Here is a 22354-nt window from a genome sequence, read left to right on the forward strand (position 1 = left end):
TCTCCGGCGGGCCGCTGCTCTGCGAAGGCGCATTTTTAGCTCCTGCATTCATAGCGTGATGTCCTGGTGGAATGCGCGCGAATGCCGTTTTTCACCCCTTCAATTTGCTCCTTCTTTTGATTTGATTTGCATGCAGCCGGAAGGCACGCCTCGCACTTGAGCCGCGCCGGGCGGCAGACGGCCTGGAATTTCGCCCCGCCCCGCCTGTGCGCTTGCCGTCTCGCGCTTGCCGCCTGCCCAGAGTTCCCGCCTTTGACCAAAGTCAAGGGCTGTGCCCGTCTGCCCGATAAACGTCTTCATACAATTTTTGATACAGGGGTCTTGTTTTATGTACACGAAGGAAATATGCGATGAAGTACCGCATTCGTCATTCACTTGTTGCGCCGTGGGCCGTGCTGCCGCTGGCGCTGGCCGTCAGCGCGGCCTGGGCTGCGGACGCCCCGCAGGCTGAAAAGCAAAAGCGTGCGCAAGCCGACGCGCCCGCGCTGGGCACGGTGGTGGTCACCGGCACAGTGCCCCGCCAGCCGGATGCCGTGCGCATCGACCCCAAGGCCGCTTTGCAGCCGCTGCCCGCCAACGACGGCGCCAGCTTGCTCAAGGGCACGCCGGGGCTGAACGTCATCCGCAAAGGCGGCAGCTCGGGCGACCCGCTGCTGCGCGGCCTGGGCGGCTCGCGCCTGAACGTGCTGGCTGATGACATGTTCATCTACGGCGGCTGCGGCAACCGCATGGATCCGCCCACGGCCTACATCTTCCCGGCGGCGTTTGACGAAGTCATCATCACCAAAGGCCCGCAAAGCGTCACCCAGGGCATGGGGCTGGTGGCTGGCGGCGTGCGCTTCGTGCGCCAGCCGCCCACGCCCAGCGAAACCACGCGCGCCGAAGTCAATGCCGCCGCCACGGCGGGCAGCTTTGGCCGCTTTGATCTCTTTGGCGATGCCACCATCACCGGCCGCATGTTCTTCGTGCGCGCCAACGCCACGCACAACAAGTCTGACAACTACAAAGACGGCAGCGGGCAGGAAGTCAATTCCCACTTCAAGCGCAACAGCCAGATGCTGCAAGCGGGCCTCATGCCCACGCGCGACACGCGCCTGAGCGTCACCTACGAGCGCAGCCGGGGCGAAGCCGCCTATGCCGACCGCATGATGGACGGCCCCAAGTTCGACCGCGACGCCTGGAGCGTGCAAGGCGTGCACCAGAACATCACTCCCTGGTTCAAGGAAGCCGAGCTGCGCTTTGGCAGCGGCACCATCGACCACGTGATGGACAACTTCAGCATGCGCCCCGTCAATCGCATGATGGGCCTGCGGCTGCGCAACCCCAAGCGCACCGTGCGCACCGCCCATTTCAAAAGCACCCTGGAATGGGGCAACCTGAACGTGCAGGCCGGGCTGGACTGGAGCCGCGACCGGCACCGCTTGCGCACGGATGCCGATTACCTGGCCAAACCCTTCATGCCCACGCAAAGCTTCCGCCAGGCGGGCGCGTTTGCCGAGGCCGCCTGGAAGCGCACGCCCGGGCAAAAACTCGTGGCCGGCCTGCGGCACGACCGCGTGCGCGCCGTCTTTGAACGCCAGCCCGCCGCCAGCCCCACGAAAAACCAGACCTACAAGCTCACCTCCGCCTTTGGCCGCTGGGAGCAGGTTTTTGGCAACGCCACCTGGTACGCGGGCCTGGGCCTGGCCGAGCGCTCGCCCGACTTCTGGGAGCGCAACCGCAGCAGCACCCTCAAGCCCGAGAAAAACCGCCAGATTGACGCTGGCGTGATCTACCGCCAGGGCGGCGTGCAGGCGTCCGTGTCGCTTTTTGCCAGCAGCGTCAAAGACTTCATCCTGGTCGATACCAACCCCGGCGCGGCAGCGGCCCGCAACATCGACGCGCGCCGCTACGGCGGCGAAGCCGAAGTGAAGTGGCGCCTGCTGCCCACGCTGGAAGCCGGCGCCAGCCTGGCCTACACCCGTGGCACCAACCGCAGCGACCACCGCCCTCTGGGCCAGACCCCGCCGCTGGAGCTGAAGACATCGCTCAACTGGGACAACGGCGTCTGGAGCGCCGGCGCGCTCTGGCGCGTGGCCGCCAAGCAAAACCGCTACGCCATCGGGCAGGGCAACATCATTGGGCAAGACCTCGGCCCCACCCCCGGCTTTGGCGTGTTTTCCATCAACGGCGGCTGGCGCATCAACCGCAACGTCACCCTGCAAGCGGGCGTGGACAACGTGTTTGACAAAACCTACGCCGAATCCATCAGCCGCCCAGGCTCCCACATCGACCCCTCCTTGGGCGTGCGCACCATGCGCGTGAACGAACCGGGCCGCCAGTTCTGGCTGCGCGTGCAGGCGCAGTTCTGAACCTTCGGCTGGCCGCAAAAGGCGCAGAAGACGCAAAAGCGGGCCGGAAAACACGCCAGCGCGGGCAACGCGGACCATCCCAAACCGCTTTCCCGCCCTTGCAGCCAGGCTGTGTGACCTGGCTTTTGAAAAGCAGGCTTCGCGGCCTGCTTTTTTCATGCGCCCGCGCCATCCGCCGCGCCAGCGCCCCGGCCGCCGCAGGCCCGTTTATCATCAAAAAAAAGAGCGAATTAGGGGCACCTAAAAACCCATCCAGCGCAAGTTTCACTAGGACCTAACGCTATAAAACAAGGAGCGAAAGCAATCATTGCCAGCCCCTTGCGGCATGGCAACGCGAAGAGCAAGGCTCACGCCTTGCCGCGCCCCGGCCGCGCCGCTGGCGAATGGCCTGCGCGCCCGCCCTGCACCGCTCCTCTCGCTTCTACCCCCATTCCTACAATCGCCGCCCATGCAAATCACCCCCTCCATCTTCAAGGCTTACGACATACGCGGCACCACGCCCGCCACCCTGAACGAAAGCGTGGCGCTGGCGCTGGGCCGCGCCTTTGGCACGCATGCCATCGCGCAAGGCCAGCGCGTGGTTGCCGTGGGGCGCGACGGGCGGCTTTCCGGCCCCGCGCTGGCCGCCGCGCTCACGCGCGGGCTGGCGGAAGCGGGCGTCGAAGTCATCGACATCGGCATGTGCACCACGCCCATGCTCTACTTTGCCGCCAGCACGCTGTGCCAAAGCGGCATCCAGGTCACGGGCAGCCACAACCCGCGCGATGACAACGGCTTCAAGATGATGCTGGCGGGCCGCGCCATTTACGGCGAAGAAATCCAGCAGCTGCGCCGCATCATGGAAGAAGAAAGCTGGCAGCTTCAAAAAGGCGGCAGCGTGCGCCAGCACGACGTGCTGCCCGCCTACCGCGAGCGCATCGTGGGCGACATTCACCTGGCGCGCCCGGCTGCTACATCTGGCCAAAGCGCAAGCGCCGGGCTGTGCCAGATCAAGCAAGCCATGACGCGCCCCTTGAAAATCGTGGTGGACTGCGGCAACGGCGTCGCCGGCGCATCGGCCCCCGGCATCCTGCGCGCCATCGGCTGCGAAGTCATCGAGCTGTTCACCGAAGTGGATGGCCGCTTTCCCAACCACCACCCCGACCCCAGCAAGCCCGAAAACCTGCGCGACATCCTCCGCGCCCTGCAAGAAACCGATGCCGAGCTGGGCCTGGCCTTTGACGGCGACGGCGACCGCCTGGGCATCGTCACCCAGGACGGGCAAACCATCTTCCCCGACCGGCAGCTCATGCTCTTTGCGCAAGACGTGCTCACCCGTGCGCCCGGCGGACACATCGTGTTCGACGTGAAATGCAGCCAGCGCCTGGCCCCGGCCATCGAAGCGGCGGGCGGCGTGCCGGTGATGCACCAAACCGGCCACTCGCTCATCAAGGCCCGCATGAAAGAGCTGAACGCCCCGCTGGGCGGCGAAATGAGCGGCCACATCTTCTTCAAAGAGCGCTGGTACGGCTTTGACGACGGCACCTACGCCGCCTGCCGCCTGCTTGAAATTCTCAGCCGCCACGTCAACCCCAGCGCCGTGCTCAACGCCCTGCCCAGCAGCCACAGCACGCCCGAGCTGAACGTGCGCTGCGCCGAAGGCGAGCCGCACCGCCTGGCCGCCGAGCTGCAACAACTGGCCCCCGCCGCCTTCGCCGCCCCCGCGCGCATCAGCACCATCGACGGCCTGCGCGTGGACTGGCCCGACGGCTTCGGCCTCATCCGCGCCAGCAACACCACCCCCATGCTCGTGCTGCGCTTTGAAGGCCAAACCCCGCAAGCGCTGGAACGCATCCGCGCCGCCATGCTCGCGCTGCTGCACCGCGTCAAACCCGATGCCAACGTAGGCGAAGGACATTGAAGCTGCCTGAAACCTGACTGCCGCAAAAAGCCGGATGAATGCGGCGTTATTTCCAGGTTATTTCCAATACGGTGGCATTTCTTGCTCCCTCGCGCCTGATGCAATCAAGGCGCGGCCTGCCGCGCCGCATCCACCAAATCAGCCGGGTAATACGCGCTTTTTCTCAAGGCCGCATCTGGAATATCCAGCAGCATGACCGCCAGGGCAATATCAAAACACCATTAGCCAAAATAAGCGCCCTCGGCCCCTTTCAGACTGTTGGACCAGTAAATGGGCGAGATTTTCTTTTTCCAGCTGGCGGCGCATTCCCGCAACCGGGCTTCACGCAGATCAGCCGCCGAGCGCCAGACTTCCAGCAGCGGCGCATAGACCCTCGGAAATGCGCATTCGCTGGCTACAGGGCGGTTCACATCGCCCAAGGCGCGGGCCGCTACGTCCATCAGCCACATCCTTTCCTGCATGGCCTATGGCGTCCAGAAGCCGCCGGGTTTCTTCTGGCGTGAAATGCAGGGCCACACTGAATGCCATCATGGTCAGTGCGTCATAGATTATATCCAGCTTTATACTCTGATAAAGCACACATGCTTTTTTGAATTCAGTAAGAATATTGGCTATAACGCGCTTCTGAATTTCCTTGACCTGAATCCAGAGCAAGACGCTGTTGCGAATGTCTTCTATCTTGTCGCCACGGCTAAATCGATAAATGCAGTTGGCCAATGCATCATTACTGAGCATATGCGCAACGCCAAGACGGCCCTCTATATTCGGGTGCGTCTCGATAGTCGTCAGATATTTTTAATAGTATCTTAAGTTAAATTAATATATCTGTCAAAATATGAAATATCTTTGTTTTATCTCGGATCATGGTTTCCCTAAACTGAATATTGAAAAATCAGTAGGACTATAAAAACATTGTCATCATCCATTCGTTTGCATCATGACCTTTCTGAATAATAATCCATCTTGGACTTCTTGCACGTTAATGCCATCCATACTCCAAGAAGGCAGATGAATAGGGATCACAATATCTTTTGCTGCGTTCTTTTCATACAACAATGCAAGAGTGGAGATAGAAAGTATTTCCTGTAATTCAGCCAGATTTTCCCATCCTCCATCAAATGGGAATGTGACCAGTTCGACCATCCTTATGCCCGAATCATCGAGATTGCATGCAAAATGAGGTGACATAGTTATTCCGCGATTAGAACTAAATCTAACAACTGGTAGTTTTTTAAGCTTCTCTATCCAGGCTTCTGCCTCTGTTTCACTCATGATTCCACTTTCCAGTGGATAGCAGGGCATACCGTCTCTGATCAGGAATAACATCTTATTTCTGATCATCTGTGATTTCACGCTTTCCCAGAGACCGGGAATAACTTTCGGATTTTTAGGAAACAACAAGCTTGACCTCTGTTTCTTTTGCCCAAGCTTTTATATGGCAAGTTGTAAATTTTTCTAATGATGCAATTTCTCTCTATTAGCTAATATTCTAACAATGCTCGTCTTACGGTATCACCCCCTGATCCTTAGTTATTCGAAACCCATAAGATATTGCATTTGCTAGATGTTACACTTAATTCTGGATGCTCTATATGGAAATCCGGTTCAGGATCATCTAAGCAATGACCAAATTCATGTTTGAGCGCAGCAATTGATGCATCGGAGTCAATCAATCATCTGTCTTGGTTTCCCGCCCCTGAGTGATAGATCATATCCAAATTGTCCGGACCTAAACTTAGCTTTTATATTATTGTTTAAATATAGTCACCTTTTTTTGTTATTTTATTGTCGTCGACCCAAGTGCTTTCAACACTGGCGCCTATCTGCTACGTAACTTCACCCTCATTAAGTTGCCTCATTTCATCCGTATTCAATTCATGGATTCCAGAATCTTGGTAACAGCTTCCGGATCATATGTGGATGTTGGCCTGAAGTATCCATTGGGAGCGCCATCGTCACCAATTAACCAGTAGCCAACATACGCCTCTTTAGGTATTTTGGGAAAAAGGTGAAGACATCTTAGATCAAACTCTATCATCCAATGATGAGCCTGACTAGGATGTTTCATACGCATAAATTCTGGAAGTATTCTTCTTGATTTTTCAATAGGCCGGTAACTATCGTTCTTGACAAAATCTCCAAAAATCTCTCCGGACTCATTGACTCTCCATGCTCCTTCAATAGCTTCTGGGGGAATATTATCTCCATCAGGATATTTGCAATCGATTTTATAAACCCACCCATTCGGATTTCTCTTTGCCTCATCAATCATCTCCTGACTGATGCCTGAATCATGCATAATTGCACTCCTATTTCTGATAGTTTGGGCCTTTCATAATCTCGCCCAGCGAACCATTTTACAATACCTCTCTGGTATTGATAATATTTTCAGAAGGTATTCGTCCAACAATCGCAACCCCTTCTTCAGTTGGAAACACTGATGGCTCGCCCAATGAAGCATTTATATCAATACCATGTAGTCTACGGGGATCAATCTTATACACGTGTCCGCCTAATTATTTAAAATCTCCGACAACTTCTCTGGAAGTGGACGTAGAGATATAGATGCTATCGTTATTTTGACCTGATACGAACAAGATCAGCGCCTGTACCACGTAAGTCAAGGTCTTTAGTAAATATCTCTTTATTGAAAAACTTTCTCCCATAAGCAACAGGTCAAAACCGTGGCATCATTGGCAGTATTTCTGATAAACAAGGCTGATGGCGTTTTCGAAGATCACTCCCAAACCGGATTCCCCTGATATATCCCTTGCATGAAAGCCGCGCATGCCACGATCAAGGCGCGGCCTGCCGCGCCGCATCCACCAGATCAGCCGGGTAATACGCGCTTTTTCTCAAGGCCGCGTCTGGAATATCCAGCAGCATGACCGCCAGGGCAATATCAAAGCACCAGTAGCCAAAATAAGCGCCCTCGGCCCCTTTCAGACTGTTGGACCAGTAAATGGGCGAGATTTTCTTTTTCCAGCTGGCGGCGTATTCCCGCAACCGCGCTTCACGCTGATCAGCCGCCGAGCGCCAGACTTCCAGCAGCGGCGCATAGACCCTCGGAAACGCGCATTCGCTGGCTACAGGGCGGTTCACATCTCCCAAGGCGCGGGCCGCCTCGTCTATCAGTGCATCTTTGCTCGCGTGACCTATCGCACTCAATAACCGATGCGTTTCTTCTGGAGTAAAGCGCAAGGCTACGCTGAAGGCCATCATGGTCAATGCGTCATAAACGGTATCCAGCGTTACTCGTGTGTATTGCTCGCATATTTTTTTGAATTCGGCAGGCGTGTTGGCTATGACGCGTTGCTGGATTTTCTTGGTCTGCATCCATAAAAACACATGCTGGCGAATGTCTTCCAGACTGTCGCCCCGGCTAAACCGGTATATACAGCCGATGAACGCATCATGTACAAGCGTATATGCCCGGCCAACACGCCCTTTGACATTCGGAAACGTTTCAACATCCAGACGTTTTGCTATGGCAGTATCATTCAGAGCGATATGCTCATCAAAATAGGCTTTATCCTTGTTGTTGTCTCGGATCATGGTCTCCCTGAACTGAACCTTGGAAAAAATCAGTATCCCCCGAAAGGGCCATAAACGACATCGCCATCATTCATTCGCTTCATGAATTCATCTTGATCCGGCATTTCGCCCGCATAGATTCCCCATTGTTCCTTGACATGAACATCCCAGTCACTTGCCTCAAGCATCGCGATAGGCGTCAATATCTCGACGGGATAGAGGCCATCGGATATCAGCTTTTCCAGCACCTTTTTGACAGCCTCCTCGTAATTGGCCGATGCAGCATAGCAACTGGCGTAGGCATCGCTCATGCTGTCCGGCATAATGGAGTTTTCCATTCTCCGGACATGAACCCGAATGATAAATACATGACCCATCTTCTGAATCTCAAAAATCTTCCTTTTTGTGATGCAATCGCTCCACTATTGCCTGAGCCAGAGCAAAGTAGTTTTTTTCCGGCGGCGAATCACTGGAGACAAAGGCAATACGCCTGACGAAATATTTCAGCCCAACGCGCTGGCAGGCAAATTCAACACCAGCTTTTACCTGCCGCGCAACCTCATTCTCATCAAGCCGCTTTATATCATCCGCTTTCAATCTGAGGACTGATATTTCCACATCATTCACGGGAATATCAGAAAAAACCAGTTCAAGATAATTATGCGTTGGCCCGCTCATATGGACTGCTTTGCAGGCATCGCCGCTTTTGATAAATTTCATATGGCAATCACCCTCCGACAGCTCCTTTCAAACTTGAGATCTTCGATGCAAATAGGTCTTATAATATTTCCAAAAATTAGTCCTAGTCCGATTTTAGATACATGCCCACATAAAAACAAGCTTCGCCAGAAGCAAGGCGTGATACGCTCTGCTTTGCTTGTTTTATTCATCGCGCCGACGCACAGCGCCTGGAATATCCATTCGCACAGTCTCCGAATCGAATAGAACTGTGCCACTTCTTGGTAATAACACAGTCCATAATTATTTAACGACTACGTTCATTCTGATGATCTCGTGAAACCTGTCTGTTCTTTCCATATTCAGACAATTCTTCGTCACTGAAAAGAACTTTCACTCCATTTTTCAAGAGGAAATCTATCGCATGCTCCGCTATTTCATCATCGTCTATGACCAGAAGAAAAGGGTCTCCTTTGCTGAAGAAACCAACTAGACTATTCTTGTCATCTCCTGATGGTGGAGACAATACATAAAAGTCCTCCAAAGGAGCATAGGCCAATAAATACCGTTTTATCTTTTCTTCCATCTTTCTTTCCTTTTTGTCTTCCATTCTTCTTGGCCGGTTGCCCAGAATCGCGTAGTTTCATCGGGCCCGATGATGATTTGAGAAACAGGGCGCGGCTCGTTCGGATGTTGCTTCCAATAACGATTTAATACATTAATATCTGCTCTAGACGGCAAGGGGCTGTTAACTCCATCACGATTCAGAGGATGCGTATGTGCTATAGGACGCACATTTGGCGGTATCGGCACAGAAATTGGGGACCCGCTTCTGAGAATGTAGCGTCCATTTTCACGCGTCAACGCAAATTCAACTCCTGTTTTTTCAGTCAGCTGCCATAGATCATTAAATAACACTCTGTTTTGATCAAGTATAACACCATCCGTTCCGGGAATGTATCCTTTTTTTAGCAATTCAGAAGTTGTTGAGACAGGCCCCAACTCTGGTGAACGCGGCAGAGGTAAATTAGATATTCCTGGTTGTGCTAAGGTTACGGATTCAACCCTCCCAATATTTTTGTCATTAATTCTGTTTTTCAGTACATTATTAGATTGGCTGACAGGCGTTGACCCCACTTCTGCTGTCTCTAATTGCGCCACAGGCGCAGGCCCGGGCGACCGCCCCATTAATCTGGAAGAGCTTTGAATATCACGATGTAACGCATCTCCTACCATCCCCTCCTGGCTCTTCAGCCATTGATGGGTGGAGGAAATGGCATTGGAAAAATCCTTGACGCCATACAGATTTTTCACGCCGCCTGCCTGCCGCGCGCTGACAGCCGTACCAGCCGACCAGAATGCCATCATGGCCAGCGCCTGCGTTCGTTCGGCAGGCGTCATGCGGTCCCAGTTTGCGGCCAGCATCAGGCCGCCATCCGCAAAGGCGGCGGTGTCGGCGTACTGTGCAGCCACATTCAGGCCGCGCGCGGTTTGCGCCATTCGGGTCAGCTGCACTGCTTCATCAATCGCATTGCCTGTGGCGCGTCCGCTCATGTTTGCCAGGCGCATGCTGGCACCCATGGCCCCCAAACTGAGCGCGCTGGCACCTACGTTCAGCCAGGCGTTTCGTGCTTGCGCATTGCCCAGTGACAGGGTTTGCCCATGTGCGGCGCGGTCTGCCAGTTCCACGCCTCCAGTGCCAGCGCCGTAAGCGCCAAGCAGCGCGCCTCCGACCATCACCGCTGTGCCCCCTGTGCCGACCACGGCAGCGCCCAGCAGCACGATGCCGCCCACCAGCGCGGCGCCGTCCAGGGCCGGTTTGATCCACGCTTCCCAGGCGGTGTCCACCGTGTTGGGCGTGTTGCCGGTTTCCAGTTGGGGCTTGCCGTCCACTCCGGCCGTTAGATGGCCGTTGCGGGCATAGGTCATTTTGCCCGGGGGCAGCTGGTTGTTGTTTTTCCAGTCTTCAAAACTGGCGTAGGTGCGGGCCTCTTGGGCGGCCAAGTTGTAGTCAACGAACTTTTCCTGGCCGTCTGCGGTTTCAACACGCCAGATGACGGTCTGGATCAGGCCGTGTTCTTTGGATGCGACGGTGACAGGCAGCGCCGCTACGCGCGTGCTTTCGCCGCCCGCTTTCTGGATTTGCGCTTCGATGGAGCGGATGGCCTGGCCCGCTTCATCAGCGGCATTGACGTTGAAGAAGTCAAATTCGCCGCGCTCCATGCGGGCCTGTTGCACCTCGTTGGCAGGGGTCTGCGTTACGGGCAGGCCCAAGGCCAGGCCAATGTCGTTGCGCAGATCTGACCCCTGCAAATGGCGGGCCTGATCGCCGCGCAACTCTAGGTACTGGACAAAAACGGGGTCAGTGAATGCGCCCGGATTTTTCTGTATGGCTTGCCAGATTTGTTCCGCGCTGGCATCAGGAGGCAGGGTTTTCAGAACGCCAGCGGCCCTGCTTTCGGCATTGGCAACGCGGGCCAGCCCTTCGGCCATGGCTTGCGGATCGTCCATTTTTTGCCGGGCGCGGCCTTCGGCCACTTGCGCGTACAGGTCCGTCACGGCCTTGTCAGATTCAGGCGTGGCGTAGCGCACCGACGAAGCCAGCCCTTCGGCCATGCGTGTCAGTTGCAGCTGCCCTTGCCGAGTGGCTGGCGGGTTCGCCTGCACAACGGCCCGATGCAAAACGGCCCAGGGATCTGTCAGACCATTGACATGGGGCTGGCTGTAGCGATAGCCCACGGCAGCCGCGCCCACGCCCGCTGCTGCCAGGCTTTGCTCAGCCGGTGTCAGCTTGGAAAAAATGCGCGCCACGTCGCTTTGCTGCCCGCCTGACTGCATCAGCGTCAGCGCCAGTGCGCTGTTGAAATCAGGCCTGCCGCCATAGCCATTGGCGGCGCGCTCCGCATGGGCGGCAAAGCTGTCACGCAGAAATTTGGCTCTGGCGCCCGCCATCTCAGGCGCGTTGCCTGTCAGGAAGCTGCGGGCTGTTTCAAAGCGCGCAGGGTTATGGCCTGGGGGCATGCTGGCCACGCCCATGATGGTCTGCATTTGCGCATGGGTGATGTGGCCTTCGGTATATGCAGCGGCCACGGTGCTTTGCACGGCCGCTTTTTCTTCCGCGCTGATGCGGCCTGCGCCAGCCAGTTGCTCCAGCCGTTGCGCGCCAACCCAGTCATGAATGGCGTCCGGGCGCTGGTCGATGATTTCCTTCAGCAGCTGCGGGCGCGCGTCTGCGGGCAGTTGCGCGGCCTGGCGGGCGAACGCTTGCATGCGCTCATCCCGGTCGTCAAACCACAGGGGGCGGTCGCCTGTGCGGTTGATCTCTGATGCCATTTGCCTGATTTCCTGCTCATCAGGCTTTTTCCCCGGGGAAAGCGCAGACGTTTGCCGCTGCCTTATGGATGTAGACGCGGAGGCTGAAGTGCTCGCGGAAGTGTTTGAAATGGCGGCCATGAAAGCTCCCGAAACAGTTGAAAACAATCCGATTTAAAAGCGACTTTTCATGAGCGACAAGCTAGTGCGATTACTGGCTGTTTATTTCTACATATAGGGGTATCTATTTATGCCCTTGCGCGAAGTACGGCGAATGCAAGTCGGCTGCCGCAGGCTTTGGGGTGACTAGCGGATAGAGGATGCTTGCTGAATTACACCGAAAACAGGAGCAAATTTGAGCGGTTAAAAATGCCGGTATATGCCCGTTCCACTAGGACTCCATGCTATTAATCTAGGAGCGAAATAACGCTGCTTGCCCGCCGCCTGTGCTGCGTTCATGCTGCTGTCTGCCCGTTTTCTCCGCCTGCTCCTGAACAGGCCCTCAAAAGCTGAGCGGGTCCACATCAATGGCCCAGCGCAGCACGGCTTTGTGGCGCGCGCGCAAGGCGTGCAGGGCGGCTTGCCAACCCGCCAGCAGGCCTTGCAGGGCGGCGCGGCGGGGGCTTTCCAGCAGCATCTGGGCGCGTTCCATGCCGGCTAGGCGCTGCATGGCGGCGGGCACGGCGGGGTAGCAGGTGACGTGGGCGGCCCAGTGCGCCAGGGCCGGGTCGGCTTGCAGCGCGGCGGCGGCGTCTTGCAAAAAGGCGATGGCCGCCGGCAGGGCGCGGCTTTCGGCGCGCAGCAGGGCCAGGTGGACGTAGGGGGGCAGGCCGGCGGCCTGGCGTTCGGCCAGCTGGCTGGCGGCAAAGCCGGGGTAGTCGTGGCGTTTGAGGGCTTCAAACAAGGGGTGGGCGGGGTGTTCGGTTTGCACCCACATTTCGCTACCCTGGCCGCTGGCCTGGCTGTAGGCGGCGTCGCGCCCGGCGCGGCCTGCGGCCTGCATGAGCAGGGCAAACAGGCGCTCGGGCGCGCGAAAGTCGCTGGAAAAAAGCGCCGTGTCGGGGTTGAGCGCGGCCACGAGGGTGACGCGGCGAAAATCGTGCCCTTTGGCAATCATTTGCGTGCCTACAAGCACGTCCACGCTGCCGTCGTGCACGTGCGCCAGCTGCTGGGCCAGCGCGCCTTTGAGGCGGGTAGTGTCGGCGTCCATGCGGGCGATGCGGGCGGGCTGCCCGTCGGGGCGGCGGGCGGTTTGCAGCAGGGCGGCCAGGCGCTCTTCCAGCTGCTCGGTGCCCCGGCCGATGGGGGTGATGTCGGCGTTGCCGCAGGCGGGGCAGGCGCGGGGCACGGGCTGCGCCAGGCCGCAGTGGTGGCAGCGCAGGCTGCGGTCGGCGCGGTGAAAGACGCGGAAGGCGCTGCAATGCGGGCATTCGCTTTTCCAGCCGCAATTGGCGCAGTGCAGCACGGGCGCCCAGCCCCGGCGGTTCAGGAGGATGAGCGACTGCTCGCCGCGCCCCACGCGTTCGGTGATGGCTTGCAGCAGCGGCGCGGCAATCACCGTGCCGCGCGGCTGGCGGTTCATGTCCACGCGCCGCACGAGGGGCAGCGCGGCTGCTCCATCAACGCCCGCACCGCTGCCCACGCGCGAGGGCATGACCAGGCGCTGGTATTTGCCCCCGTCCGGGCGGCTGGCGTGCCAGCTCTCCAGCGACGGCGTGGCCGATCCGAGGATGACTTTGGCCCCTTGCAAGCGCGCGCGATACACGGCCAGATCGCGCGCGGAGTAGCGTGCGCCTTCTTGCTGCTTGTAGCTGGGGTCGTGCTCTTCATCCACCACGATCAGGCGCAAGGCGGGCATGGAAGCGAGCACGGCCATGCGCGTGCCCAGCACGATGCGCGCGCGCTGCGTGTGCGCAGCCAGCCAGGCCGAAAGGCGCTGCGCGGGCGTGAGGCCGCTGTGCATGGCCACCACGGCGCCTGCGCCCAGCAGCGGCGCAAAGCGCGCGGCCAGGCGCGCCTGAAGCTGCGGGGTGAGGTTGATTTCGGGCGCGAGCACCAGCACTTGCGCGGCGGCGTCTTGCGCCAGCACGGCTTCGGCGGCGCGCATGTAGACCTCTGTTTTGCCGCTGCCCGTGGCGCCGTGCAGCAAAAAGGGGCCTGCGCCTTGGGCGATTTGTGCCAGCGCGGCGGCCTGCTGCGGCGTGGGGCTGGGCCTGGCGGCGGGCGTGGCCGGGCCTTGCGCCACGGCGTCTTGCTTGGCCAGCTTGGCCAGCCGCCGCGCCATTTGCGCTTCGTCCAGCGTGCGCAACTGCGGCGGCAGCGCCGCCAGCGCCACTTCGCCCAGCGCGCGCTGGTAGTAGCGGGCTGTGAAGGCGATCAGCTGGCGCCAGTTTTCATCCAGCGGCGGCAGGCTGGTGAAGGCGCAGGCCAGGGGTTTGACGTGCGCGGCCAGCGCGGCATCGGGCGCATCGGCCAGGCCCCACACCACGCCCGGCACTTCGCGCTGGCCCAGCGGGGCGCGCACCAGCGTGCCGGCGGGCAGCGGCGCGCTGTGGGCGTAGGTGAGCGTTTGCGCCAGCGCGCTGTGGGCTGGCGCGGGCACGGCCACGGCCAGCCAGTGGCAGGGTTCAAAGGGTGCGGAAGGCGCGGCGGCAGTCTCTGGCATGGCGGGCGGCGATTGTGGCAGCGGCGCCCCGGCACATACAGGGAAAAACAGGAGACGGCCCGCCCGCCTGGCGCTCCACAATGCGCGCTGGCCCATTCCTCAACCATGCACAAAGGAGATCAGAAAACATGCAAATCGAAAACAGGGCGTTCATCGTCACAGGCGGCGCGTCGGGTCTGGGCGAAGGCACGGCGCGCATGCTGGCCGCTGCAGGCGGCCGGGTGGTCGTGGCCGACTTGCAGGCCGACAAAGGCGAGGCCGTGGCGCGCGAAATCGGCGGCGCTTTCGTGCGCTGCGACGTCACCAGCGAGGCCGATGGCCTGGCCGCCGTGCAAAAGGCGCAGGCGCTGGGCCAGCTGGCCGCACTGATCAACTGCGCGGGCGTGGCCCCGGCGGAAAAAGTGGCGGGCAAAAACGGCGCGCACCGGCTGGAATCCTTCGCCCGCACCATCAACATCAACCTGATTGGCACCTTCAACATGATCCGCCTGGCCGCCGAGGCCATGACGCACAACGAGCCGCAAGCCGATACGGGCGAGCGCGGCGTGATCATCTCCACCGCCAGCATCGCCGCGTTTGACGGGCAAATGGGCCAGGCCGCCTACAGCGCCAGCAAAGGCGGCATCGTGAGCATGACGCTGCCCATCGCGCGCGATCTGGCGCGCAGCGGCATCCGCAACATGACAATCGCGCCCGGTATCTTCGCCACGCCCATGATCTTTGGCATGCCGCAGCCCGTGCAAGACGCGCTGGCCGCCAGCGTGCCCTTCCCCAGCCGCCTGGGCCGCCCCGAAGACTACGCCCGGCTGGTGCGCCACATTCTGGAAAACGACATGCTCAACGGCGAAGTCATCCGGCTCGACGGCGCCATCCGCATGCCGCCGAAATAAGCGCCCGCAAGGCCCCGCGCAAAACCGCCCGGCGGCCTGGCGCGGCAGGCAGCGGCACAGCGCAGTTCAGGGCCGCATTCCTGCCGCATCGCCTTGTTTTGACCCCTGCGCCGCATCAAAACAAGGAGCAAATAAAGGGGGCGCAAAATGCCATTCTGCGCTGTTTCCACTAGGACGTCATGCTATCGAACAAGGAGCAGATAAGAGCCTTGAATCCGGTGTATTGGGAACCAGCCCCTCACAGCGAGGCCCAGGCGAACAGGCGCCGGTTGAGGAGCTTGAAGGCGAAGTCGGACACCAGGCCGATGACGCCGATGACGATGATGCCGAAGATGATCTGCCCGGTGTTGAGCAGCGCCTGGCTGTCCACGATCATGTGGCCGATGCCGCTGGACGAGCCGATGAGTTCGGCCACGATGATGTAAGTCCAGGCCCAGCCCAGCACCAGCCGCAGCGTTTCGGCAATTTGCGGGGCCGCGCCCGGAATGAGCACGCGCCGCACCACGCCGCCGCCGCTGGCGCCCAGCGTGTAGGCGGCTTCCACCAGGTCGCGCCGCGCGCCGCCCACGCAGATGGCGATCATCAGCACGAGCTGGAAGAAAGAGCCGATGAAGATGACCAGCAGCTTCTGCACTTCGTCCACGCCCGCCCACAGGATGAGCAGTGGAATGAAGGCGGAAGCCGGCAGATAGCGACAGAAGCTGACAAATGGCTCCAGAAAGGCTTCAACAGGCTTGAAAGCGCCCATCAGAATGCCCAGCGGCACGCCAATGGCGGCGGCCAGCGCGAAGCCGCCCATCACGCGCCAGACGGTCATGCCCACGTCTTTGGCGAAGCCGTATTCGGTAAACAGCAGCACGCCTTCGCGCGCCATCGCGGCCGGGCTGGCCAAAAAGGTGGGCGATACCCAGCCAAGGGCGGTTACGAGCCACCAGGCGGCCACGAACAGCGCGAAAAAAGCGATGCCCAGCGCCCAGCGGACGCCGGGCGTGACAGGTTGCAGCGGACGCACGGATTTACCGGATGAATTGCGGATCGGCCAGGCCGTCGTAGGTTTGCGGAAGCTGGCGGATGACGCCAGATTCAAGCAAGATGGCGGCGGCTTCCTTCATGAAAGGCTGCACTTCGCTGGCGAAGAACTTCTGGTTCTCGGCCTTGTCGGCCCAGCGCAGCGCCTTGGCCGATTCGGCGAACTGCTCGCCCGTTTGCTTGACCACTTCGCCCATGATGCCGTAGGCCTTTTCAGGCTCTTTGCTGATCATGTCGAGCGCCTCGAAGTAGGCGTCAGTGATGCCTTGGGCGGCCTTGGGGTTGGCCTTGAGCCACTGCGGCGTGCAGCCGAAGGTGTCGATCACGGCCGGATAGTCCACGGTGGTGGCCAGGATGCGGCCCGCTTCGGGCTTGGCGCGGATGGTGGACAGATACGGCTCGTAGCTCACCGCTGCGTCGTTGCGGCCTGAAACGAAGGCTTGCGCGGCGGGCTGCGGCTCCAGCGCGACGGTGCGTATGTCTTTGAGGCGGATGCCGTTTTTGCTGAGCATCCACGAGAGAAAAAAGTGCGGCGTGGTGCCGGGCGCGCTGACGGCGATGGTTTTGCCCTTGAGGTCGGCAAAGCTCTTGATGTTGTCGCGCACGGCCAGGCCGTCTGCGCCGTGGGAGCGGTCCATCAGGAAGATTTGCGTGATGGGCACGCCATTGACCGTCCAGGAAATATGCGATTGCACCGCCGTGGCCGCGCACTGGATGGCGCCGGAAGCCAGCGCCAGATGGCGGTCTTTTTGCGGAATCATCTTGATTTCGGCCTCGATGCCGTGCTTTTTGAACAGCCCGGTTTTCTCGGCCAGCGAGAGCGGCCCGTAGCCCGTCCAGCCCGAAATGCCCATGACCACCTTGGTGGCCTCTTGCGCTGCCGCACTTGCCGCGCAGGCGGCCAGCGCCACGGCAGAAACGATCTTGATGAATGCCTTGGACAAGTTTGTCTCCTGTTGATATGTGAAAGCCGGAAAAACCTGCCTCCCGGCCAGGCGGGCGGCAGCATGGGAAACGGCGGCGGCCCGTTTCACGCGGCGCGGGTGGCAGGCGCGCCCGGGGTTTTCAGATGCCTGCCAGCAGCGCTTCTTTTTGCACCTGGTAGTTCTGCGGGCCGTGCGAGGCGATCTTGATCGCGCCCAGGCGGTTGCCGAGGGCGGCGCAGCGGGCCACGGGCCAGCCTTGCTCCAGGCCGTAGAGCAGCGCGCCGCGCCAGGCGTCGCCGCAGCCGGTAGGGTCGGCAATCTGGCTGGCGGCCGTGGGGGCAACGCGCTGGCTTTGGCCGCCTTCCCAGATGTCGCAGCCTTCGCCGCCCAGGGTGACGGCTAGGGCGCGCACGCGGCGAGAGAGGTCGGGCAGTGCCAGACCGGTGCGCTCGCACAGCATGTGGGCTTCGTAGTCATTGACGGCCACCCAGTCGGCCAGTTCGATGAATTGCAGCAGCTCGGCGCCGTCAAAGGCGGGCAGCATCTGGCCGGGGTCAAACACGAAGGGAATGCCCGCTGCCTTGAACTGGCGGGCGTGCTGCTGCATGGCTTCGCGCCCGTCGGGCGAGATGATGCCCAGGCGAATGTCGTCGCGGGCGGTGACGGTGTTGATGTGCGCCTGCGTCATCGCGCCGGGGTGAAAGGCAGTGATCTGGTTGTTGCCCGTGTCGGTCATGATGAGCGCCTGCGCGGTCATCATGCCGGGCACTTCGCGCACGAATTCGGCGCTGATGCCCAGCGATTTCAGGCGCGCGAGGTAATCGGCGCCGTCCACGCCCACTGTGGCCATGGGCAGCGGCGCGCCGCCCAGCTGGCGCAGCGCGTAGGCGATGTTGCCCGCGCAGCCGCCGAAGTCGCGCCGCAGGCCCGGCACCACGAAAGAGACGTTGATGTTGTGCAGCTGGTCGGGCAGGAGCTGGTCGGCAAAGCGCCCATCGAAGTTCATGATGGTGTCGAACGCGATGGAGCCGCAGATGAGAACGGACATGGGAAGCGAAAGCCTTTCAGGGTTCAGGGGTAGAAGGCGGTGAGGCGGTAGCCGACGATGGCGGCAGGGTCAGCCGCATCGCCATCCACGGTGAGGGTGACGGCGCCCGTGAATTCGCCGCGCGCGGCCATTTCGGCGGATGCGCCCTGCTCGGCGGGGGGCAGCACGCGGCGCAGCACGGTTTTGCCCTCGCCGTTGCTGAGCGTGAGTTCCAGCGAAGGCGTGGCCACGGGCAGATCAGCCGTGTTGCGCAGGCCAAAGCTCAGGTTGAAGGTGTTGGCGCTGGTGCGCACGAAGCTGGAGCTGTCGATGACGATGGCGTCCAGCAGCCGGTAAGGCTCCACCTTGCAGCCCAGCGGCAGGCACAGGGCAGTGAGCACGGGCCTGGTAGCGGGTGCGCGCGCAGCCAGCCAGGAGCGGTTGTGAATGGCGACCTGCACCGCCAGCGCCAGCGCCAGCAGGCCGAAAGCGCCGCCCATGGCCAGGCGCACGCCGGGGCGCTGCCACATGGCGCGCTGGCGCGCTTCGCGCACAAAGGAAGGCTCGGCCGCCGCAGCGGCTTCAGCCGTTTCCGGGCGCTGCCGGTGCGGGGCGGGTGATTTCGGAGCTTTGGGCGCTTCAGGCGCGGTCTTTCTGGTTTTGCCTGCGGACTTGCCATGCGCTTTGTCAGATGCCTTGTCAGACGCTCCGCGAGACGCTTTTTCAGAAGGCTTGCCATCCACGCGGCTCTTGGGCGCGGCTTCGGCGGCGGCAAGAGCAGGCTGGGCGGGCGCTGACGGCGTGAGCGGCGCGGCGGGAATGTCCAGCGGCGCAGGCCGCACTGGCGGCTTGCTGCCGGGAGGCGGCTCAAGCGGCCACTCGTCCGGGTCAAAAGGCACCGAAGGCATGAACAGGGGCGGCTGCACGGGCTGGCGCTCGTCGCGGGCGGATTCATGCGCGGGCTGCGCGGCCATTGGCAGGGCAGGGGACTCCTCTGCCTGCGGCTGCGGTTCTGGCCCGGGCTGCTGCGCAGGTGCGGCGGCCGGTTCCGGGTCCAGCAGATAAGAGCCGATGCCGCTGAGCAGAAAGTCCACGCCGCCCGGGGGCGTTTCGGCGGGCGGAGCCACGCTCCTGTCTTCCTCCTCTTCTTGCGCGGCGGAGACGCTGGCCTGGTGCGCGGCGTTTCCGGCTTCTGCTTCAGCAACGCGAGCGAGGGCGCTGCTTTCGCCGTCTCCTTCTTCGTCAGTTTCTCCGCTGCCTGAAGCGGGGCGCTCTTGGCCTTCGCCAGCGCTTTCGGAGTCGCCCGTTTCCAGCAGGGAATAGAGGAAGGTGATACGGCCTTCCTCCGGTTCGCCGCCTTCCGCGCCAGCGGCGGCGTCGCGCAGCGCGGCGGGAGCAGGCACGGTTTCCGGCATGGGGGCCGGGGCCGAAAGCGCGCCTTCGGGATGCTGCTGGGCCGAAATCTGCTCGAACAGGGCGCGAAACTGCGTCATCTCGTCCGCCGTGGCGCGGCGCGTGCCGCTGGATGGCGCAGGCGGCTCGGCAGTGGCGGCAACTGCGGCGGAAGGAGCGACGGGGGCGGCCTTGGGCGCGTCTGGCGCGTCTGGCAGGGGCGGCGGCGCGGATTCGGGGTCTTGCAGGTTTTTCCGGGCGTCAAACACGCGCCTGCAATGGCCGCAGCGAACCCAGCCTGCGGAGATGCGGAGCTGATCGGGCACAACCTTGAACAAGGTGGCGCAAGCGGGGCAGCGGGTAATCAGTGCCATGCGCAGGAGAAAAAGAGAAGCGGATCAGGGAAAAGGCGGCAAAGGCGCGTATTTTCAGGCCGAAATGCCTCCGCCCGGCCCCCGGATTTGAAAAAGCGCGGGCCGGTAGAGCTGATAGGGGCCAGACGGATATGGGCCGGTAAGGGTGTTTTCACCAGCCAGCGGCAGCGCAAGCGGGAAGACAGCGATGAGACAGGCGATGAACAGGGCGGATTGGGCGGTCTGGGCAAAGCGGCGCGCCCGGAGCTGAGCAGGCGGCCTTGACTGGCTCATTTCAGATCCTTTATTCATAGCGATATGTCCTAGTGGAAACTGCGCGCAATGGTGTTTAGGCCCCCTTGAATTTGCTCCTGTTTTTGCTCCAATGTCTTGCTGACGGGCCAGCCTTCGGCGTGGTGCTTTTTGCCTCATGGCGTAGATGCCGTCATCCGGCAGCTTGCCGCCGGGGCGCTGCGGGGCACCTGTTTGAAATCAAGTAGCAGAAATATCCGATTTGCAGACGCGCTTAGGCGGCAGAGCAGCTGTCACGCCGCCGCGATGCAGGCCAGGTAGCCGCGCACGGTGGCGGCATAGCCGGCTTCGAGCGCATCGGCCATGAAGGCGTGGCCGATGCTGACTTCGGCCACGCCGGGCACGGCCTGCAAAAAAGGCGTGAGGTTCTGCTGGTTCAAATCGTGCCCCGCGTTCACTTGCAGCCCTTCGGCTTGCGCGGCCTGGGCGGCAGCGGCATAGCGGGCGGCTTCGGCTTGCAGCGCTTGCGCGGTTTCAGCCGTGCCTTGTCCGGCATGGCGGGCAAAAGCCAGGGCGTAAGGCTCGGTGTACAGCTCCACGCGGCTGGCGCCCAGGGCGCGGGCCAGGGGCATTTGCTGCGGCAGCGGGTCCATGAACAGGCTCACGCGCACGCCCCAGGCGCGGCACTGGGCGATGAGCGGGGCCAGGCGCTCGCGGGTGGCGGCGTCGGTCAGGTTAAAGCCGTGGTCGCTGGTGAATTGGTCTTCGGCGTCGGGCACGAAGGTGGCTTGCTGCGGGCGCGCGGCTTCGATGTGGGGCATGAGGTTTTGCAGCGGGTTGCCTTCGATGTTGAATTCACGCCCCGGCCACTGGCGCAGCAGGGCGGCGAGTTCGCCCACGTCATGGGCGCGGATGTGGCGGCCGTCGGGCCGGGGGTGGATGGTGATGCCGTGCGCGCCCGCTTGCAGGCAAAGCAGGGCGGCGCGGGTGACGGACGGGATGCCCAGATGGCGCGTGTTGCGCACGAGGGCGACCTTGTTGACATTGACGGAAAGCCGGGTGTTCATTCGGATTCGGGGTCAGCCGGAAAAGGCGCGGAAGATGGGGAAAGCGGGGAAAGCGGGGAAAGCGGGGAAAGCGCGGCGGCGGCGCTTTGCAGCTGTTGCAGCTCGGCCATCATTTGCCGCGTGCGCAAGCTGCGCCCGCAATGGTAGTGAAGCAGGCCGCGCAGTTGTGCCAGCAGGCGGCTGCGGGCGGTGCCCAGCGCGGCGCAGGCGGCCAGCACGGCGGCAAAGGGCGCGCGTGCGCTGCCTCTTTCTTGCAAGGCATGGTGCAGCGAGAGCCAGTGCGCGCCATCCAGCCAGGCGCCGTCGCCATCGGTTGCCTGGCGCAGGCCGCCTTCGGGCACGAGGCAGTAGCGCGCGCCTGCCTGCACGGGCGCGAGGGTGAGCGTTTGCGCGTTCAGCGCGGGCAGGTGGCCGGTTTCGCGCAGCAGCAGCAGCTCAAAGGCGCGCAAGGCGGCGTGCAGCACATCAGCCTGTCCGGCAGCGCCCGAGTGCAGGGCCAGGGTGTGCACCAGCGCGGCGTAGGCGTCGAACAGGGCAGGATGCGCGTCATCGCGCGCCAGCAGGCGCATCAGCAGTTCATTGGCGTAATAGCCCGACAGCAGCGCCTGCCCTGTGGGCATGACGTGCCCGCCCGCCCATTCGGCGCTTTTGAGGGTGCGGATTTCGGCGTCGCCCCCCCAGCCCAGCAGCAGCGGCTGCAAGGGCAGCAGCACGGGCCGCAGGCTGGAGCTGGGCCGCTTGGCACCCTTGGCCACCAGCGCCACGCGCCCGTGCTGGCGGGTGAAGGTTTCCAGAATCAGGCTGGACTCGCTCCAGTCATAGTGGTGCAGCACGTAGGCGGGCTGCTGGGCGATGCGGCGGGCGGTCATGCACGAAAAGGGGTGAAGCTTCAGGCGCGAAGGCAGCCGTAAGCTGTGATGCGGGCTGGATTCGCCGCCATGAAACCGGAAGCGAAGGCGGATGCGGCCGCCCGGCTCA

21 protein-coding genes and 1 pseudogene are annotated in these 22354 nt (G+C 61.4%); 4 read left to right on the forward strand and 18 right to left on the reverse strand.

The window, feature by feature from the left end; translation table 11 throughout:
* Positions 1-99: 99 nt before the first annotated feature.
* Positions 100-375 carry a hypothetical protein gene (locus tag ADJ79_RS15050; RefSeq protein ID WP_172674069.1) on the reverse strand — a complete coding sequence of 92 codons (276 nt, stop codon included), beginning with the start codon at positions 373-375 and terminating at the stop codon, positions 100-102.
* On the opposite strand from ADJ79_RS15050, the gene ADJ79_RS11800 reads away from it, so the two are divergent.
* The gene (locus tag ADJ79_RS11800) at positions 351-2351 is read left to right on the forward strand and encodes a TonB-dependent copper receptor (protein ID WP_216597126.1); all 2001 of its coding nucleotides are present in this window, start codon (positions 351-353) and stop codon (positions 2349-2351) included. The two genes, ADJ79_RS15050 and ADJ79_RS11800, sit on opposite strands and share 25 nt — an antisense overlap.
* Positions 2352-2799: 448 nt before the next feature.
* Entirely contained in the window at positions 2800-4251 is a 1452-nt protein-coding gene (locus tag ADJ79_RS11805) for a phosphomannomutase/phosphoglucomutase (RefSeq protein ID WP_050716137.1), read from the forward strand.
* Between the two features lie 104 nt (positions 4252-4355).
* On the opposite strand, the gene ADJ79_RS15750 is transcribed toward ADJ79_RS11805, so the two are convergent.
* The 9 genes from ADJ79_RS15750 to ADJ79_RS11840 form a co-directional block, all read right to left on the reverse strand.
* Positions 4356-4460, reverse strand: coding sequence for a hypothetical protein (locus ADJ79_RS15750; protein ID WP_371256955.1), 105 nt, complete (start codon positions 4458-4460; stop codon positions 4356-4358).
* Positions 4461-4581: 121 nt separating this feature from the next.
* Complete coding sequence (locus ADJ79_RS14645; protein WP_156304198.1) at positions 4582-4986, reverse strand: hypothetical protein; 405 nt, start codon at positions 4984-4986, stop codon at positions 4582-4584.
* A 183-nt stretch (positions 4987-5169) separates the two neighbouring features.
* Entirely contained in the window at positions 5170-5523 is a 354-nt protein-coding gene (locus ADJ79_RS14650; protein ID WP_156304199.1) for a hypothetical protein, read from the reverse strand.
* A 598-nt stretch (positions 5524-6121) separates the two neighbouring features.
* The gene (locus ADJ79_RS13405; protein WP_082203294.1) at positions 6122-6550 is read right to left on the reverse strand and encodes a hypothetical protein; all 429 of its coding nucleotides are present in this window, start codon (positions 6548-6550) and stop codon (positions 6122-6124) included.
* Positions 6551-7047: 497 nt separating this feature from the next.
* Positions 7048-7806: a PoNe immunity protein domain-containing protein gene (locus tag ADJ79_RS11825; protein WP_253273821.1), complete on the reverse strand. Its 759-nt coding sequence runs from the start codon at positions 7804-7806 to the stop codon at positions 7048-7050.
* Between the two features lie 29 nt (positions 7807-7835).
* Complete coding sequence (locus ADJ79_RS11830; RefSeq protein ID WP_082203295.1) at positions 7836-8123, reverse strand: hypothetical protein; 288 nt, start codon at positions 8121-8123, stop codon at positions 7836-7838.
* 49 nt (positions 8124-8172) lie between these two features.
* On the reverse strand, positions 8173-8505 hold the full coding sequence (locus ADJ79_RS14655) for a hypothetical protein (RefSeq protein ID WP_156304200.1): 333 nt from the start codon (positions 8503-8505) through the stop codon (positions 8173-8175).
* A gap of 265 nt (positions 8506-8770) precedes the next feature.
* Complete coding sequence (locus ADJ79_RS14660; protein WP_172674070.1) at positions 8771-9049, reverse strand: hypothetical protein; 279 nt, start codon at positions 9047-9049, stop codon at positions 8771-8773.
* On the reverse strand, positions 9034-11511 hold the full coding sequence (locus ADJ79_RS11840; RefSeq protein ID WP_172674071.1) for a DUF4781 domain-containing protein: 2478 nt from the start codon (positions 11509-11511) through the stop codon (positions 9034-9036). The genes ADJ79_RS14660 and ADJ79_RS11840 overlap by 16 nt, the downstream gene beginning before the upstream one ends.
* A gap of 6 nt (positions 11512-11517) precedes the next feature.
* Between ADJ79_RS11840 and ADJ79_RS15055 the strand changes: the two genes are divergently transcribed.
* Positions 11518-11790 carry a hypothetical protein gene (locus ADJ79_RS15055; RefSeq protein WP_172674072.1) on the forward strand — a complete coding sequence of 91 codons (273 nt, stop codon included), beginning with the start codon at positions 11518-11520 and terminating at the stop codon, positions 11788-11790.
* Positions 11791-12277: 487 nt separating this feature from the next.
* Here ADJ79_RS15055 and priA read toward each other — a convergent pair whose 3' ends face one another.
* Positions 12278-14440, reverse strand: coding sequence for a primosomal protein N' (gene priA / locus ADJ79_RS11845; protein WP_050716144.1), 2163 nt, complete (start codon positions 14438-14440; stop codon positions 12278-12280).
* 128 nt (positions 14441-14568) lie between these two features.
* Here priA and ADJ79_RS11850 point away from each other — a divergent pair, with 128 nt between their 5' ends.
* Positions 14569-15330, forward strand: a complete 762-nt coding sequence (locus ADJ79_RS11850) for a 3-hydroxyacyl-CoA dehydrogenase (protein WP_050716145.1) — start codon at positions 14569-14571, stop codon at positions 15328-15330.
* Between the two features lie 238 nt (positions 15331-15568).
* Here the strand turns inward: ADJ79_RS11850 and ADJ79_RS11855 are convergent, their stop codons facing one another.
* The 7 genes and pseudogenes from ADJ79_RS11855 to recO form a co-directional block, all read right to left on the reverse strand.
* Entirely contained in the window at positions 15569-16342 is a 774-nt protein-coding gene (locus ADJ79_RS11855) for an ABC transporter permease (RefSeq protein WP_050716146.1), read from the reverse strand.
* Positions 16343-16346: 4 nt separating this feature from the next.
* On the reverse strand, positions 16347-17303 hold the full coding sequence (locus ADJ79_RS11860; protein WP_050716147.1) for an ABC transporter substrate-binding protein: 957 nt from the start codon (positions 17301-17303) through the stop codon (positions 16347-16349).
* 121 nt (positions 17304-17424) lie between these two features.
* On the reverse strand, positions 17425-18333 hold the full coding sequence (locus ADJ79_RS11865; RefSeq protein WP_050716148.1) for a carbohydrate kinase family protein: 909 nt from the start codon (positions 18331-18333) through the stop codon (positions 17425-17427).
* A gap of 23 nt (positions 18334-18356) precedes the next feature.
* On the reverse strand, positions 18357-20078 hold the full coding sequence (locus ADJ79_RS11870) for a DUF3426 domain-containing protein (protein ID WP_050716149.1): 1722 nt from the start codon (positions 20076-20078) through the stop codon (positions 18357-18359).
* A 54-nt stretch (positions 20079-20132) separates the two neighbouring features.
* Positions 20133-20369: a hypothetical protein gene (locus tag ADJ79_RS14665; RefSeq protein ID WP_156304202.1), complete on the reverse strand. Its 237-nt coding sequence runs from the start codon at positions 20367-20369 to the stop codon at positions 20133-20135.
* A gap of 233 nt (positions 20370-20602) precedes the next feature.
* Positions 20603-21376: a pyridoxine 5'-phosphate synthase gene (locus tag ADJ79_RS11875; protein WP_050716150.1), complete on the reverse strand. Its 774-nt coding sequence runs from the start codon at positions 21374-21376 to the stop codon at positions 20603-20605.
* Positions 21377-21465: 89 nt separating this feature from the next.
* Positions 21466-22245, reverse strand: a pseudogene (gene recO, locus ADJ79_RS11880) (DNA repair protein RecO); the annotation flags it as partial.
* Positions 22246-22354: the final 109 nt, after the last annotated feature.

The organism is Ottowia sp. oral taxon 894 (assembly GCF_001262075.1).
GTDB lineage: Bacteria > Pseudomonadota > Gammaproteobacteria > Burkholderiales > Burkholderiaceae_C > Ottowia > Ottowia massiliensis.